The following is a 15,810-nucleotide window of genomic DNA, read 5'->3' as shown; positions in this document are numbered from 1 at the left end:
AGGAGACGATTTACATGTCAAAAGAAAACAACTGCAATATCCCGCAGCCGATCAGAGGAGACAAAGGGGCGACCGTCACGATTCCGCGCAACCTTGAAAGAGACCGCCAAAATCCGGATATGCTGACGCCGCCGGAAACGGATCACGGCACAGTGGATAATATGAAATTCTCTTTCTCAGATGTGCACAACCGGTTGGAAAAGGGCGGATACGCGCGTGAGGTGACCGTTCGCGAGCTGCCGATTTCTGAGAATCTGGCATCTGTCAACATGCGTTTAAAACCGGGCGCCATCCGTGAGCTGCACTGGCATAAAGAAGCGGAATGGGCATATATGCTGACGGGCAAAGCGCGGGTCACGATTGTTGATGAACAGGGACGCAGTTTTATCGATGACGTGAAGGAAGGAGATCTGTGGTACTTCCCGTCAGGCCTGCCGCACTCCATTCAGGCGCTGAAAGAAGGCTGTGAATTCCTCTTGGTTTTTGATGACGGTTCTTTCTCAGAAAACAGCACATTCCAAGTGACTGACTGGCTTGCCCACACACCGCTTGATGTCATCGCCAACAACTTCGGGGTTTCAGAAAAAGACCTCGCCGGCCTGCCCGGGAAAGAAAAATATATCTTTGAAGAGCCGGTTCCCGGGAAGCTGAAAGATGACATTGTGGAAGGCCCGAACGGTGAAGTGCCTTATCCGTTCACTTACCGCCTGCTGGATGAAGGTCCGACTGCTGAGACGGATGGCGGCAAAGTATATATCGCGGATTCCACAAACTTCAAAGTGTCCAAAACGATCGCTTCAGCGCTTGTCGTGGTCGAACCGGGCGCAATGAGAGAGCTGCACTGGCATCCGAACACGCATGAATGGCAGTATTATATTTCCGGTAAAGGGCGGATGACGGTTTTTGCATCGGACGGCCATGCAAGAACATTTAACTATCAGGCCGGGGATGTCGGTTACGTTCCGTTCGCAATGGGCCACTATGTGGAGAATTTGGGAGATGAGCCGCTCGTCTTCCTGGAAATCTTCAAGGATGACCACTATGCCGATGTGTCCCTGAACCAATGGCTTGCCATGCTTCCTGAGAAATTCGTCCAGCAGCATCTGGATCTGGGCAAAGACTTTACGGATATTCTTTCGAAAGAGAAACACCCTGTCGTCAAAAAGAAATGCTGAAGATACACACCGGCTTGCAGAGTTCCGTCTCTGCAAGTCTCCTCTGTGTGAAAAGGAGCTGAACAGATGATCAATCAAAACGGGACGAAAATGTTTTTTCTTCAGGTGCTCCGGTATGCCCTGGCAGCCGCTGCCGTATTATTCGGGTATTTTATCGTGATGATGGCCGTATTTTCATTAGCCGGGACGAGCTACGGATCGATGGCGTACGTCCTGCTTTTTTCCGTGCTTTTTATTTTTCTCGGTTTATGTTTTGAACCGCTTGAGCGGCTGATGATACATAGCTTTACCTTTTTTGGGACGGGCAGGCTGCCTTTTCTCCTTTTAGCCAGCACCGTTCAGCTGCTGTTCCTCTGGATGACCGCGTATACGACCGATAAACTGATTGAAAAGATTTGGCTGTCAACGACGGAGGAGCTGATTGTGGCGGGGGTTTTTTTCGTTTTGGATAAATGCGTCTCCGGACAAAAGCAGCCCCGGACGCAATAAAAAAACGCAGGCCGGAATGGCTCTGCGTTTTTTTTCATCATACCGTTGCGTTTTCATGCCGGATTAAATCGTAGGTTAAGCAGACCGGTTTGTTCGTGCGCGGATCTTTTACAATCTGTGCGTCAATTTGGAAAACGTCTTCCAATATGCCGGGAGTCATGACTTCCTCCGCCGTTCCTTCCTTGATGACGCGCCCTTTTTTCAGGGCGATCATGTAATGGGAAAAACGGGCGGCATGGTTCAGATCATGAATGACCATTAAAATGGTGCGGCCCTGCTCCTTGTTTAATTTGTCCAGCAGCTGCAAAATTTCAAGCTGATGGGCGAGATCTAAATAAGTGGTCGGTTCATCAAGAAGCAGCAGCTCCGTTTCTTGAGCGAGCGCCATGGCGATCCACACACGCTGCCGCTGCCCCCCGGAAAGCGCTTCGATCGGCCGGTCGTAAAATTCGGCCATCCCCGTCTCTTCCAGCGCCCATTTGATCATGTCACGGTCTTTATCACTCAAACGGCCCATTCCGGACTGATGCGGAAACCTGCCGTAAGAAACAAGTTCGTACACCGTCAGCCCGCTCGGCGCTTCAGGCGTCTGCGGAAGAATTGCCATTTCCTTGGCGATGTCCTTCGTGGATTTTTGCATGATCGCCTGTCCGTTTAAATAGACGGCGCCGGATTTCGGTTTCATGATTCTTGACATCGTTTTGAGAACCGTCGATTTTCCGCAGCCGTTCGGACCGATCAGCGTTGTAATTTTTCCTTTCGGGATGGCGATATCCAATTCTTTCGCTATCAAACGGTCGCCATAACCGACAGTAAGCTGTTCCGCCGATAATGAGTTCATCGCGGCAGTCTCCTTCCTCTATTTCGTTTTCATCAGCAAATATACAAAATACGGCGCTCCGAGCACGGAAATCACCAGACCGACGGGAACTTCCGACGGTGCAAGCACATTTCTCGCCAGCGTATCGGCAAGCAGAAATAAAAATGCTCCGATTAAAGCCGAAACCGGGATAAGCGTCTGGTGGCGCGGTCCGGTAAGCCTTCTGGCCAAATGCGGCGCAATGAGTCCGAGAAAAGCGATTCCGCCGGCTGCCGCAACACATGACGCGGTCAGGGCAACCGCGCACATCAGCAGAACGCGCCGCTCCTTTTCAACCCGGGTGCCGAGCCCCGCCGCCAGCTGATCACCGAGCTGGAGCACATTTAAATACCTGGCTTTATAGAGGCTGAACGGTAAAAGAACCAGCAGCCACGGCAAAATGGACAGCACCATTTTCCAATTGGCGTTCCAAATCGAACCGGAAATCCATACAAGCGCCTGCATGAAATCCCGCGGGTCCATTTTCAGCTGAAAAATCAAGAGAAGCGCATTAAACCCCGCATTGACGCCGATCCCGACCAAAACGAGCCGGACAGGTGAAACGCCTTTTTTCCAAGCCAGCACATAGATGAGCAGCGCAGCCAGAAAAGCCCCCGCCAAAGCGCTCACCGGAAGCAGCCATGTACCGGCCATGCTTAAATCAACAGCTGATCCTTGGAAAAAGAAGATAAACAGAACGACCGCCAAAGACGCCCCGGCGTTAATACCGAGAATGCCCGGCTCCGCCAAGTCATTTTGAGACACGCTTTGAAAAATCGCGCCTGAAACTGCGATTCCGGCGCCGACCAGCAATGACAGCACCATGCGCGGCAGTCTGAATTCAAATAAAACGAGCTGATCCCGGGCATCCCCCTGTCCGAAAAAGACACGTAGCGTATCAAGAGGCGCAATCCGGATCACGCCCATGTTTAAGCTGATAAAAAAGACGATGCATATGAGCAAAAACGTAACGGCCATGACCGCCAGCGGTTTTTTCGATTTTACATTCATTACAGCCCTCTCCTTTCCCTGCGCGCCAAATAAAAGAAAAAGGGAACGCCGATAAGGGCGGTTAAAGCGCCGACCGGTGTTTCAAACGGCGCATTGACGAGTCTTGCGGCAATATCACTGAAGACTAACAGAACGGCGCCGAATACCGCCGAACAGGGAATGATCCACCTGTAATCTACCCCGACTAAAAATCGGGTGATATGCGGAATCACCAAGCCGATAAAAGAAATGGCTCCGGCGACTGAGACTGAAGCCCCCGTCAAGAGGACAACGACAAACATTCCGATTACTTTCACAAGCGATGTGTACTGCCCGAGCCCTTTGGCCAGCTCCTCACCCAAGCTCAGCACCGTCACTGAGCGCGCAATCAGAAATGCCAGCAAAAGTCCGATAACCCCGACCGCCAAAAGCAGCTGCACGCCTTCCCATTTCACGGAAGCGACTCCTCCGGCGTACCAGAACTTCACATCCTGGGCGACATCAAAACGGATCGCAATCGCGCTTGAAAGCCCCGTTAAGAAATAGCCGACTGCCGTACCGGCCAGCGCGAGCTTCACCGGTGTCAGACCGCCTTTAGAAAACAGGCCGATGCCAAACACAATAAGCGCTCCGATTCCCGCTCCCGCAAAGGACCACAAAACAAGTCCCGCCGCAGACAGACCCGGAAAAAAAGCAAATGCCAATGCGATCGCAAATCCCGACCCCGACGTCACGCCCATAATGGAAGGCTCAGCAAGCGGGTTCCGCGTCAGCCCCTGCATAATCGCCCCGGACACAGCTAAAAAAGCCCCGACGAGCGCGGCGGCGGCAGTTCTCGGCAGCCTGAGATCGCGTATGATTTGATGAGATGTATTTTGCGGCTGAAAGTGAAAGAGAGCATCCCACACCGTCCGCAGATGAATATCGGCAGCTCCGATGGAAACAGACAGGGCCGCGCCGATCAATAAAACCGCAATCCCGGCACACAGCAGCACAGCCGCTCTGAATGAACGCGCCGTCCACTGGATTTCACTCCCTGATGCCCCTAGAGCCGTCATTGTCTGTTTCTTTTTCAATAGACCCAACACTCGTTCTTCCTTTCTCAAAACAAGAATGGTAATGATAATGATTATCAATGACTTGTTTCAGTATAGCACTTTTATCTTCTCTTTTAATAGACCTAATTTCATATAAAAAAAGAAAGTTTTTCTTAAAAAAGAGCGTGCTTCTCTATGAAAGCAGTGATATAATCACACTGATAATGATTCTCTTTATCACTAATTTTCATGAAAGAAGGAATGTCAGATGTTCCATACATACAAGAAAATCAGCGCAGCGCTGATTGCCTTGCTGCTCATCGCCGCTTTGGCCGCATGCGGCAATTCTTCAGACACGAAAGGTTCTTCTGAAAAAGAAGAAACCATCACGTATAAAGCCGAAAACGGCAATATTAAAATTCCGAAGCACCCGAAACGGGTCGTCGTCATGGCTGACGGCTACTACGGCGACTTTAAACAGCTCGGCATCAATGTTGTCGGCGCGCCGCAAAACGTATTTAAAAACCCTTATTACAAAGGGAAAACAAAAGGTGTGACAAACATCGGCGACGGCACGTCCGTTGAAAAAATCATTGACTTAAAGCCGGATTTAATCGTGGTCTGGACGACACAAGGCGCCGATATTGAAAAACTGGAAAAAATCGCGCCGACCATCGCCATTAAATATGACAAGCTCAGCAACATTGATCAATTCAAAGAGTTTGCGAAAATGACAGGCACTGAAGATAAAGCAGACAAATGGCTGGCTGAATGGGATAAGAAAACCGCTGCCGCTAAAACAAAGGTTCAAAAAGCGGTCGGCTCAAAAACCATCTCCATCATGCAGACAAACGGAAAAGACATCTATGTATTCGGTAAAGACTTCGGCCGCGGCGGAAGCATCATTTATGACAAACTCGGGCTGAAGGCCACAAAACTGACGCAGGAAAAAGCCATTAATCAAGGACCGGGCTACGCCAGCATTTCACTCGAGAAACTGCCTGACTTCGCGGGAGACTACATCTTTATGGGGCCATGGCAGGCCGGCGGTGACGACAAAGGCGTGCTTGACAGCTCAATCTGGAAGAACCTCGATGCCGTCAAACAAAACCATGTCTACCGCATTGATCCGATCGGCTTCTATTTCTCAGACCCGATCTCACTTGAAGGCCAGCTCGACTACATCACAAAAAGCTTAACAAAGTAACCCCGAAGCCGCTGTGACAGCGGCTTTTTATTACGCTTAAAACTTGACAAAAAAATTCATTTATGCTATAATTTACATTTTTGGATTAACATGTATAATAAGATTCTCCCGGCCGGAGATTGATGTAAATAACGGAGGATCTTTATATGAAAGAAAACAAGGCGAGTATGACTTCCCTGCTGTCCGCTTTCGGAAGGGCGTACCACAGTAAATACGACACCCCGGTGATATTTGATGATTTTATGGCACAAGATCTGATTTCCGAAAAAGAGCATTCGGACATCCGCGATCATCTGATTCAAGGTATATCATTTTTCAGTAAAGACATGGCACAGGGGCTTCAAGGCCAACCGAATGACATCTTAAAATGGGTGACTCAAGTCCAGCTGTCTCCTACACCGTTAGCCCGTGCCGCATATTGTGAAGAAGTGCTTTTGAATGAAGTGAAGCTCGGGGCCAAACAGTATGTTATCCTTGGCGCGGGGCTCGATACTTTCTGTTTCAGGCATCCTGAGATGACAAACGCCTTAGACATATTTGAAATCGATCATCCCGCTTCACAGGAAGACAAAATAAACAGATTGAAACATCTGAATCTCGGTATTTCCCATCATCTTCATTTTGTACCGATGGACTTCGCCGCTTCGCTTTCTTTCAGCCGTCTGTATCAAGAAGGTTTTTCACGCCAAAAAACCTTTTTCAGCCTGCTCGGTGTGTCATACTATCTTACGAAAGAGCATCTCGCCCGCCTGCTCACACAATTATTTGCCGAAGTCCCGCCAGGAAGCTCTATCGTGTTTGATTATGCAGATGAGTCGCTCTTTGAAGAAAGAGGACTGTCAAACAGAGTGGAAAACATGGTGAAAATGGCTGCAGCAAGCGGAGAACCGATGTTATCGTGTTTCAGTTATAAAGAAATCGAAAAAATATTAGAATCATCAGGTCTGCTTATTTATGAACATTTATCTCCGGCGGACGTCAATGACCGTTTTTTCAGCGGACGCACTGACCATTTGACCGCATTCGAGACCATTCATTATATACACGCCGTCAAAAAGTAACCTGCTGCCGCAAACAAAAAAGACATCTCACAGACGTGAGATGTCTTTTTGTCATACAGATTGTCTGTTGTTTGCAAATTTCTTTGAGACGAAAGGATATAACAGCAAACCGACGAAGAACAGCCCGATACCGAGAATAAAGGTCGTTAAATCGGCCGTTCCGGTAATAATGACATAAAAAGAATAAATGCAGGCAAGGATGGCGATGATACCGTCTCTTACTCTTGAACCCTTTATCTCGTCATACGTTTCACCCGTAAAAATGAGCTTCAGGCTGTAAAACGCTGACACGAGATACGGAATCAGATAAGCGAGCGTCGCCGCTGTCGTTAAAAACGTAAACGCGTCACTGATCGTCCGGGAAATAACTGAAAAGATAAAGATCTGTGACATCACGTTCGTTACGATTAACGACACAACCGGGCTGCCCTGTTTATTCGTTTTTGCAAAAGCAGCGGGAAAGTCTCCTGATTTCGCCGCTTGATACGGAACTTCAGAGCCGAGAAGAATCCAGCCGAGCATCGTTCCGAACAGACACAAAATCGCCAGAATCGCCATGATGACGCTTCCCGCATTGCCGACGATCGCGTACAATACGTCAACAAACGGTTTTTCCGAGCCGACAAGCTTACCATGCGGAAGCACGCCCATCGTAATCAATGTCACGATGATATAGATGCCAAGCGCGATCAATAATCCGGTAATGGTGGCGCGTTTCACATCGCGCTGCGAACGGGCGCGCCCGGATAAGATGACTGCCGATTCAATTCCGACGAACGCCCATAATGTTGAAATCGCCGCATTGTGGATCTGCCCGCCGATTCCCTCAACTGTGTGAGGACCTGTTTGAACCGGAAAATAAAAATGATCGAAAAACGACGTTTGAAACACAAATAAACCTGCAATGATAAAGAAGATAAATCCTAATACTTTTGAAAACGTCGTGACGAAATTTAATTTACTCGCACCGTTAATACTGGTGACGAGAATCGTGTGAGTGCCCCATAATAAAACCGTACATACGGCAAACGTCAGCAGCTGGCCGAGCGTAACCGCCTGACCGCCGATCGAAAACATTTCACGCTTATCCGTTAAAATCGGGAAAAATGATGTTAAATATCCGGCAAGGCTCGTGATGATCGCCACGTTGCTGATCCAGCTCGCCACCCAGTAGCCCCACACCATCGTGAAGCCCGCTGCATTCCCTTTTTTCCGATCGCTGAACAGCGCACGCGCATAGCTTTGCGGCCCCGCCGTCAGCTCAGGCTTGCGGATGGATAAGTGGCCGAAGACCAGCGCGATCATTAACACACCGGCTCCCGTTAAAAGCCATGCCGATGTGGCGCCGAACGGGCTCGCGATTTTTGCGAGCGAACTCGGAAGCGAAAAGATGCCCGAGCCTACCATATTTCCTACGACAAACGCCGTTAATAACCAAAAACCCCATTTTTTCGTCTGTTCCATTCCTGTACCTCCTGGTTGTTCATTCGTACGGACCAGACCCCGAGATCATATTTACACGCAAAAAAAGCCTGAACAAAAGTCCATGCTTAAAGAAACACACACACCCTTGATCTCCGGATAGCCCTCCGCGAAAAAGCACGCGGCAGTCCTGCACTTATTCAGATACAGTCCCAGCATAAAGAAGGATCGGCTTTCTTTACACTTCGGCGCTGATGCCTTTAACACATGTTTTGCGGCCCCTATCAGCCTGGCATGTGCGACTCATCATCAAGCGCAACCTCTACCTCACCGAGAAAGAGTGAGGATTTTTATCATTCAATTCTACTCAGAGGTTATCAGAGATAAAAAGATCTGTCAAAGGGAAAAATTAGATGGAAAACGGATAGAGCGTTCGCCCTACCCGTCTTATATGGTCAGCGGTTGTTTTTTTTCTTTTGAACAGCTTCTTGAAGCGGATCGTCTTTCAGAGCTGCACCGGCGTCTTCAAGCGCGCCTTGAATGACGTTTTTGTTTTTATCGCTGTTTTTTCCTTTTTCTTTGTTAAAGAAAGCCATCTGTATCACCTCTTTATCAAATATAGGTACACCTATAATGTGTCTTTTTCCGTGGCAGAATATGCGGAATCCGCGTCTCCTTCCTTTTGGCGGAACAGGTAAAGTTTGTTGATCAAACACGCATTCTCTTGATATATTTGTAATTCAGGGGATTTTGGCAAAAATAAAAAGGAGAAGCGAAAAATGACAGGAAAAACACACATCATGGGAGGCATCGCTTCTTGTTCCGCAATTGCGTATTATTACGGGTATGATCCGGTCCTTATGACCTCAGCGGGTGCCCTCGGGGCGCTGATTCCCGACATATGCCATACGAAAAGCAAAATCGGCAGGACGCTGCCCGTTCTGTCCAAAATCGTAAGCACGGTGTTCGGCCACAGAACGTTTACACACAGCCTGCTGTTTATGCTTATTATGTTTTTCATTACGGCAACCTATATTCCGAATTCGAGCATTTCCGCAGGACTGATGATCGGAATGGCGAGTCATCTTGTGCTTGACGCATGGACCGTCAACGGCATTAAACTGCTGTTTCCGTCCGCCATCCGCTTCCGTCTTCCCCTTTATATGAGAACGGGGAGCTTTTCGGAACAGCTTGTGCTGGCCGGCTTAACGATTGTATCCTGCTATTATTTATACGAACTGGTTCACGGCCGCATCTCTTAAACAAAAAGCATCTTTCGCTTTTAGGGTGAGGAGTCATACATATGAAGAAAACCTTTTTCAGCAATCATCGGTTTTTATGCCTGTCCATCCTGTTCATGTGGATGAAAACCTATGCCGTTTATAAGCTCGGTTTTGATCTGCAGAACAATTCGGTTCTTGAGGAATGTCTGCTTCTCATTAATCCGCTGAGCTTCATTGTGCCGCTGTTCGGCATCGCCCTGCTGCTGACGGAAAAAAAACAGCGGATCTTTCTGCTTTCGGCGAATGTGATGCTGACGGGGATTTTAATCGCGAATACGGTGTTTTACGGGTTTTATATTGATTTTATCACCATACCGGTTTTGTTTCAGGCGAGCAATATGGGCGATATGGGAAGCAGCGTCCAAGAGCTGTTTCACCCGCTTTATATCGCTTTATTTTTGGATATTGCGGTTTTGTTTTATCTTGGTAAAAAGCATAAAACTGGTAAAGGTAAAGCGGGCGCCCGTACCGTTAAAGCGTATGCGTGGGCATCAGCCGGCCTCATACTGTGCAACCTTGCGCTGTCTGAGGCCGAGCAGCCGAAGCTGTTCAAGCACCCTTTTGATCGTGAAGCGCTCGTAAAAGGAATCGGCCTGTTCCACTTTCATTTGTATGACACCATTTCGCAGACACTGAATGCAGGGGCTAAAGCGTTTGCCGACGAAGACAGCCTTGCGGCGGTCGCGAATTACACTCAAGCCGATTACAGCAGGCCGTCCGAATCAAAGTTCGGGCTCGCAAAGGGGCGCAATGTGATTTTTGTTACGCTCGAATCAACCCAGCGTTTTGTAATGGATGAGCGGGTCAACGGACGGGAGATTACCCCGTTTTTAAATAAACTGCGGAAAAAAAGTTATGACTTCACTCATTTTTATCAGCAGACTGAACAGGGAAAAACCTCAGATTCAGAATTCATTACTGCGAATTCGCTGTATCCGTCTTCAAGCGGCGCCGTTTTTTTCACAAAAAGCGGCCACCGGTTCAATACGATGTACCATATGTTAAAAGACCGTCAATACTATTCAGCCGTTCTGCATGCCAATCATAAGGCCTTTTGGAACCGGGATGAGATGTACGGGGCATTCGGAATCGACCGTTTTTTCGACGCGGATGAATTTAAGGTGACACAGGAAAATTCAACAGGCTGGGGCCTGAAGGATAAGGAGTTTCTCGAACAGTCAGCTGAAAAATTAAAGAAACTTCCGCAGCCGTTTTACGCGAGCCTGCTGACTTTGACCAACCATTTTCCTTTTGAAATTGATAAACAGGATCAGCTCATTGAGGAACCGGACACAAGCAGCGAGTTATTAAACCGCTATGTGACGACGGTCCGCTATGAAGATGAGGCCCTGAAACACTTTTTCAAGAAGCTGAAAAAAGAAGGACTGTATGACAACGCGATGATCGTCCTGATGGGAGATCATTACGGTATATCCGAAGCCCATAATCAAGGACTTGCCGAATTCTTAGGGAAAGAGGAAATCACTCCGTTTGATACGGTTCAGCTTCAGCGCGTGCCGTTTATCATTCATATTCCCGGGGTGACCGACCGTGCGCCGGAAACGATTGCTTCGGCCGCGGGACAGGTAGATGTAAGACCGACGCTGCTTCACCTGCTCGGCATTGAAACGAAAGGCAGCATTCAGTTCGGCAATGATCTGTTTTCCGGAGAGCGGACCCCGTTTGCGGTGCTGAGAAACGGCAGCTTTATCACGGATGATCATATTTATACGAAAAATACGTGTTACAGCCGTAAAACGGGTGAACCGCTTTCTGACATGAGCGCGTGCAGCGATGAGAAAGAAAAAGCGGAACAAGAGCTGATGCTTTCCGATAAAATATTAAACGGCGACCTGCTGCGGTTTTATAAGCAATAAAAAAATCCCTCCGTTATATGGAGGGATTTTTCATGTTTCATATATAAGCCGTCCGGTCATTTTCGTATCATATCCGGATAATTGAGAAAGCTGAGACTTGAATTCCTCAGAATTAAGAATGTCCTGCACGCTTTGAACAAGCTCCCGGTTTTGTTTTAAGACGACCACATCGTACTGCTCACTGATCACCGGGATAAAGTCCGTGCCCGCCATATGCGCCGCATGCTGCGACCCGACTCCGATATCCGCCTTTCCGCTTGATACTTGTGAAGCCGCTGACAGATGATCCGTGACAATGTCATGATAGCCGGCGACATCAGACGGCGTAATGCCGAAAGATCTGAGCTGTTCATCCAGCAGCACCCTCGCGCCTGATCCTTTTTCGCGATTGACGATGCGGACATCTTTTCGGCTCATGTCCTGAAAACCCTGAATGTTCAGCGGATTACCTTTTTTCACATATAATCCGGCCTGCCGCAGCACGACATGAAAAAGCGCAAACGGCTCCCCTGAAAGAATGCGCTTCACGTACGGGATGTTATACTGCCCCGTCTCCCCATCGTATAAATGCAGACTGACGATGTCACAGGCCCCGCGGTACATCTCGATCAGGCTGTTCAAACTGCCGCTGTACTTGCGGAGCGGAGCCGCCTGTATTGTTTGTTCCAGCTGTTTGCTGAGGAGGTCCATCGACACATCCTGCCCGCTGATGATAACGGACTGCCTTTTTTCCGGCTCCCGCCCGCGGGACGGGTCAGGCGCTTCTGCTGCGGATGGCTTTTTTGACATTCTCATGTTTGCTTTATATTGTTTTAAGTCCTCTTCATCGACCCTCATCTGTCTTCCGACCCTGTACGCCGGAATGAGTCCTTTTTTTATCAAATCATATACTGTCAGTTTGGAGACCTTCAAAAGGCCCGCAACTTCTTCTATTGTATAGGAAGTGGCTTCTGTCATATTATCACGCTCCGTTTTTATTATAACTGTTCAGATATTGAAAAAAAACCGCACCATCACGTACAATTGCGTTATAATTAGTTTGATCTAATGATATTTAGCTATAAGGGGTGCACAATGTTGAAAAAGAAAGCGACACTACTCACAACTGCGGCTATGGCCGTTTTCCTGGCAACTGCGGGCTGCTCATCCGGACAATCGTCCAAAGGCGGACAAAACGAAAAAGTCACGCTGACCGTTTCTGCGGCAGCCAGCGCTCAGGATGCACTTGAAGAAATCCAGACCAACTACGAAAAATCACATTCAAACGTAACCATTCAAGACAACTTCGGATCATCAGGCACATTGCAAAAACAAATTTCACAAGGCGCGGGAGCTGATTTATTCTTCTCGGCAGCCGAAGATAAATTCGAAAAGCTCGTTCATGACGGAGATATCGACAAAAAAGACAGCACGGATCTTTTGAAAAATGATCTCGTCATGATCGTACCTGAGAAAAACAGCGCACACCTGACACATCTGAATGACCTGAAAAAAGACAGCGCGGAAAAAATTGCGCTCGGCACGCCTGAATCCGTTCCGGCCGGACAATACGCCAAACAGTCATTGACGGCATTATCCCTGTGGGACAAGGTAAAAGATAAAGTCGTCTATGCAAAAGACGTTCGCCAGGTGCTTTCTTATGTTGAAACCGGAAATGTCGATGCCGGGCTTGTCTATAAAACAGACGCGCTGATTTCGAAAAAGGTGAAAATCACCGATGAAGCGCCGGCGAAAACGCACGATCCGATCGTTTATCCGCTCGGCATCGTCAAGGATACAAAGCACCGTAAAGAAGCAGAAGCGTTTTATCAGTATCTGCAGTCAGATGAAGCGATGAAAGTGTTTAAGAAATATGGATTTACTGCCAAGTAACATTACGGCTTCGGAATTTTTCACCCCAGTCGTATTGTCTTTTGAGGTGGCTTTGGCATCAGGCATTGCCGTCATCATTTTCGGGACGCTTGCAGGCGCCTGGATGGCGAAAGCGCGATTTCCCGGAAAAACGGCTGTGGAGACCCTGTTTATGCTCCCGCTCGTTCTTCCGCCTACCGTTGTCGGCTTCATTCTCATTATTATTTTCGGGAAACACAGCTTTATCGGCCGGACGATCGAGCGGATTTTTCACCAGCCCGTCATTTTCACGTGGTCGGCCGCGGTGATCGCTTCGGCCATTGTCGCCTTCCCGCTTATGTATCAGTCCGCTAAAACGGGCTTCGCCGCGGTTGATGCCGACATTGAGGGAGCGGCGAAAGTAGACGGAGCCGGCAGGTGGCAGGTTTTCACCCGTATTTCCGTCCCGCTTGCCTTTCCCTCCCTCTTGACCGGAAGCATTCTCAGTATTGCACGTGCGCTAGGTGAATTCGGGGCGACTTTAATGTTTGCGGGAAATATTCCCGGTGTCACCCAAACGCTGCCGACAGCGATTTACGTCGCGATGGACTCCGGCAATGAAACACTCGCCTGGGTGTGGGTGATCTGTATTGTGATCATTTCTTTCCTGATGCTGTTTTTCATCCAATTGAAAAAACCCGCTTGACCGATCCGCCTTCCGCGCACCTTTCGCCGGGAGGCTTTTTGATTTAAAATCGGATGGTATATAATGAAACAAAAAACACACAAAGGGTGCGGCCATGAAGATTAATGTCATTATCGCGGATGATAATTCTTTCATCAGAGAAGGAATGAAAATCATTTTGCATACATATGAGGAATTTACTGTATCGGCAACGTTGGAAAATGGCCTCGAGGCGGCAGAGTATTGTAAACACAATCCCGTCGATATCGCCTTGCTGGACGTCCGCATGCCGGTGATGAACGGCGTCGAAGCCGCAAAACGGATCGCTGAGGAAACGGATACGAAGCCGATGATCCTGACGACATTTGACGACGATGAGTATATTTTAGAAGCGATTAAAAACGGCGCGAAAGGATATTTATTAAAAAACACCGAACCGGAACGGATACGCGATGCGATCAAAAGCGTTTTCAACGGGCACAGCATTCTTCAGGACACAGTGCTGGATAAAATAAAAGACAGCCTTTTCCGGCCGGCGGAAGCCGCGCATCAGATTGATGAAAGCCAGTTTACTGAAAGAGAGCTCAGCATCATGTCGCTTATTGCGAAAGGACTGTCGAACAGGGAAATTTCAAAACAGCTTTTCATTTCTGAAGGGACGACGGCCAATTATATTTCATCTATTTTAGGGAAAACAGGGCTTGGGCACAGAACGCAGATCGCGATTTATTATATCACCGGGAAGGTGGATAACGGGCGTTGAACGGTATGGATTTTTGGATGCTGATGAGCAGACTGATCGCCATTTTTTATACGGCTTTTTTGTTCGTATCGGCAGACCGCCTCTACACGCCGTACGCCGTCTTGTTTCTGCTGCTTTATCTGTCTTTGGGCATTGCGGTCTGCATGATCAGACCGCCCGCTTGGAGGCGCGGGATCACCCTCATGGCGCTGGCATTGACCGCCTGGCTTTCCGCCTTAGGCCATCCGGCGTTTCTATTTCTTTTGCCGCCCGCCATTTTTGCCGTTCTTGCCGAATATCCGGTTCACCGCTATGTGTTCTGCCTGCTCGTATTTTTGCCGTTTTTATTTATCCCGTACGGCGACCTTCCGACTTATATCGTCATGACCTTGTTCTGCTTGGCGATATTCGTTTTGGCCGCCCGGTCCAGCGACCGGCTGAAAAAATATGAAGAGCAGTCAGACAATATGCGCTCAAGCATTGAAAAACTGACGAAACAGCTGCACAGCAGCACGGAATATATCAAACAATCGGAGTATACCGGCAAACTCGAAGAAAGAAACAGATTGTCCCAAGCCATCCATGACAAAATCGGCCATTCCATGACAGGCGCGCTCATTCAGATGGAAGCGGCGAAACGGATGCTCGGCTCCCATCCGGACAAAGCGGCTGAACTGCTCCAAAACGCCATTACCATTTCCAAAGAGGGCATAGAGGATATCCGCATTACGCTGAAAAATATGAAACCGCCCGCTGAACAAATGGGCATTCACAGATTAAGAACGTTTATTGATGAATTTTCGGCCAAAAACGGGATGCCGGTTCCGTTTACGCATCAAGGCGATTTGGACAGGCTGACGCAAATGCATTGGAGAGTCATTCAGGAAAACGTAACCGAAGCCTTGACCAATGCAATGAAATACGCCGATGCCACACAAATCTTCATTGATATCCATGTGCTGAACAAAGCCGTGAAAGCGGAAGTGAAAGATAACGGAAACGGCGCCGTCCGCTTTAAAAAAGGCCTCGGCATGCTCGGTATGGAAGAACGGGCGGCCGTCTTGCACGGAACCGTTATTTTTGACGGCACGGCCGGTTTTTCCGTCACGACATTGCTTCCGGTTGAATAAGTGAATGTTTTCATGTGAAAAAT

Annotated in this window: 16 protein-coding genes and 1 riboswitch; of the genes, 10 read left to right on the top strand and 6 right to left on the bottom strand. The window is 48.5% G+C overall.

Annotated elements, in window-relative coordinates; translation table 11 throughout:
- Positions 1–14: 14 nt before the first annotated feature.
- A complete protein-coding gene (locus G9F50_RS10890; RefSeq protein ID WP_007410043.1) occupies positions 15–1,175 on the top strand; it encodes an oxalate decarboxylase family bicupin in 1,161 nt (386 codons plus the stop codon).
- Between the two features lie 66 nt (positions 1,176–1,241).
- A complete protein-coding gene (locus G9F50_RS10885) occupies positions 1,242–1,664 on the top strand; it encodes a regulatory YrvL family protein (protein ID WP_060561940.1) in 423 nt (140 codons plus the stop codon).
- A gap of 37 nt (positions 1,665–1,701) precedes the next feature.
- Here G9F50_RS10885 and G9F50_RS10880 read toward each other — a convergent pair whose 3' ends face one another.
- Genes G9F50_RS10880 through G9F50_RS10870 form a run of 3 tightly spaced genes read right to left on the bottom strand, consistent with a single transcriptional unit; the run spans position 1,702 to position 4,571 of the window.
- Positions 1,702–2,505, bottom strand: a complete 804-nt coding sequence (locus tag G9F50_RS10880) for an ABC transporter ATP-binding protein (protein WP_007613715.1) — start codon at positions 2,503–2,505, stop codon at positions 1,702–1,704.
- 18 nt (positions 2,506–2,523) lie between these two features.
- A complete protein-coding gene (locus G9F50_RS10875) occupies positions 2,524–3,534 on the bottom strand; it encodes a FecCD family ABC transporter permease (RefSeq protein WP_020956329.1) in 1,011 nt (336 codons plus the stop codon).
- The gene (locus tag G9F50_RS10870) at positions 3,534–4,571 is read right to left on the bottom strand and encodes a FecCD family ABC transporter permease (RefSeq protein WP_031378357.1); all 1,038 of its coding nucleotides are present in this window, start codon (positions 4,569–4,571) and stop codon (positions 3,534–3,536) included. Before G9F50_RS10870 ends, G9F50_RS10875 begins: the two co-directional genes overlap by 1 nt.
- A gap of 247 nt (positions 4,572–4,818) precedes the next feature.
- On the opposite strand from G9F50_RS10870, the gene G9F50_RS10865 reads away from it, so the two are divergent.
- Positions 4,819–5,757, top strand: a complete 939-nt coding sequence (locus G9F50_RS10865; protein WP_060561941.1) for an iron-hydroxamate ABC transporter substrate-binding protein — start codon at positions 4,819–4,821, stop codon at positions 5,755–5,757.
- A 146-nt stretch (positions 5,758–5,903) separates the two neighbouring features.
- On the top strand, positions 5,904–6,818 hold the full coding sequence (locus G9F50_RS10860) for a class I SAM-dependent methyltransferase (protein WP_060561942.1): 915 nt from the start codon (positions 5,904–5,906) through the stop codon (positions 6,816–6,818).
- 51 nt (positions 6,819–6,869) lie between these two features.
- Here G9F50_RS10860 and G9F50_RS10855 read toward each other — a convergent pair whose 3' ends face one another.
- Positions 6,870–8,282, bottom strand: a complete 1,413-nt coding sequence (locus G9F50_RS10855) for an amino acid permease (RefSeq protein WP_007613722.1) — start codon at positions 8,280–8,282, stop codon at positions 6,870–6,872.
- Positions 8,283–8,392: 110 nt separating this feature from the next.
- Positions 8,393–8,573, bottom strand: a riboswitch (Lysine riboswitch).
- Between the two features lie 122 nt (positions 8,574–8,695).
- Positions 8,696–8,836, bottom strand: coding sequence for a small acid-soluble spore protein SspJ (sspJ, locus tag G9F50_RS10850; RefSeq protein WP_007410034.1), 141 nt, complete (start codon positions 8,834–8,836; stop codon positions 8,696–8,698).
- A gap of 183 nt (positions 8,837–9,019) precedes the next feature.
- On the opposite strand from sspJ, the gene G9F50_RS10845 reads away from it, so the two are divergent.
- Both G9F50_RS10845 and G9F50_RS10840 read left to right on the top strand, forming a co-directional pair.
- Positions 9,020–9,502: a metal-dependent hydrolase gene (locus G9F50_RS10845; RefSeq protein WP_060561943.1), complete on the top strand. Its 483-nt coding sequence runs from the start codon at positions 9,020–9,022 to the stop codon at positions 9,500–9,502.
- A 41-nt stretch (positions 9,503–9,543) separates the two neighbouring features.
- Entirely contained in the window at positions 9,544–11,400 is a 1,857-nt protein-coding gene (locus tag G9F50_RS10840; RefSeq protein ID WP_060561944.1) for an LTA synthase family protein, read from the top strand.
- Between the two features lie 30 nt (positions 11,401–11,430).
- On the opposite strand, the gene G9F50_RS10835 is transcribed toward G9F50_RS10840, so the two are convergent.
- Positions 11,431–12,357 carry a substrate-binding domain-containing protein gene (locus tag G9F50_RS10835; protein ID WP_007410031.1) on the bottom strand — a complete coding sequence of 309 codons (927 nt, stop codon included), beginning with the start codon at positions 12,355–12,357 and terminating at the stop codon, positions 11,431–11,433.
- Between the two features lie 117 nt (positions 12,358–12,474).
- Between G9F50_RS10835 and modA the strand changes: the two genes are divergently transcribed.
- The 4 genes from modA to G9F50_RS10815 all read left to right on the top strand — a co-directional run bounded on the left by modA (position 12,475) and on the right by G9F50_RS10815 (position 15,787).
- Entirely contained in the window at positions 12,475–13,272 is a 798-nt protein-coding gene (gene modA, locus G9F50_RS10830) for a molybdate ABC transporter substrate-binding protein (RefSeq protein WP_040238895.1), read from the top strand.
- On the top strand, positions 13,253–13,936 hold the full coding sequence (gene modB / locus G9F50_RS10825) for a molybdate ABC transporter permease subunit (protein WP_060561946.1): 684 nt from the start codon (positions 13,253–13,255) through the stop codon (positions 13,934–13,936). Before modA ends, modB begins: the two co-directional genes overlap by 20 nt.
- A 94-nt stretch (positions 13,937–14,030) precedes the next feature.
- Complete coding sequence (locus G9F50_RS10820) at positions 14,031–14,678, top strand: response regulator transcription factor (protein WP_060561947.1); 648 nt, start codon at positions 14,031–14,033, stop codon at positions 14,676–14,678.
- A 5-nt stretch (positions 14,679–14,683) separates the two neighbouring features.
- The gene (locus tag G9F50_RS10815; protein WP_060561967.1) at positions 14,684–15,787 is read left to right on the top strand and encodes a sensor histidine kinase; all 1,104 of its coding nucleotides are present in this window, start codon (positions 14,684–14,686) and stop codon (positions 15,785–15,787) included.
- The last annotated feature ends 23 nt before the right edge of the window (positions 15,788–15,810 follow it).

Origin of the sequence: Bacillus sp. EKM206B, assembly GCF_011066015.1 — a bacterium.
Lineage (GTDB): Bacteria > Bacillota > Bacilli > Bacillales > Bacillaceae > Bacillus > Bacillus velezensis.
The sequence above is the reverse complement of the archived record's forward strand: the minus strand, read 5'-3'. Positions and strand labels throughout refer to the sequence as shown.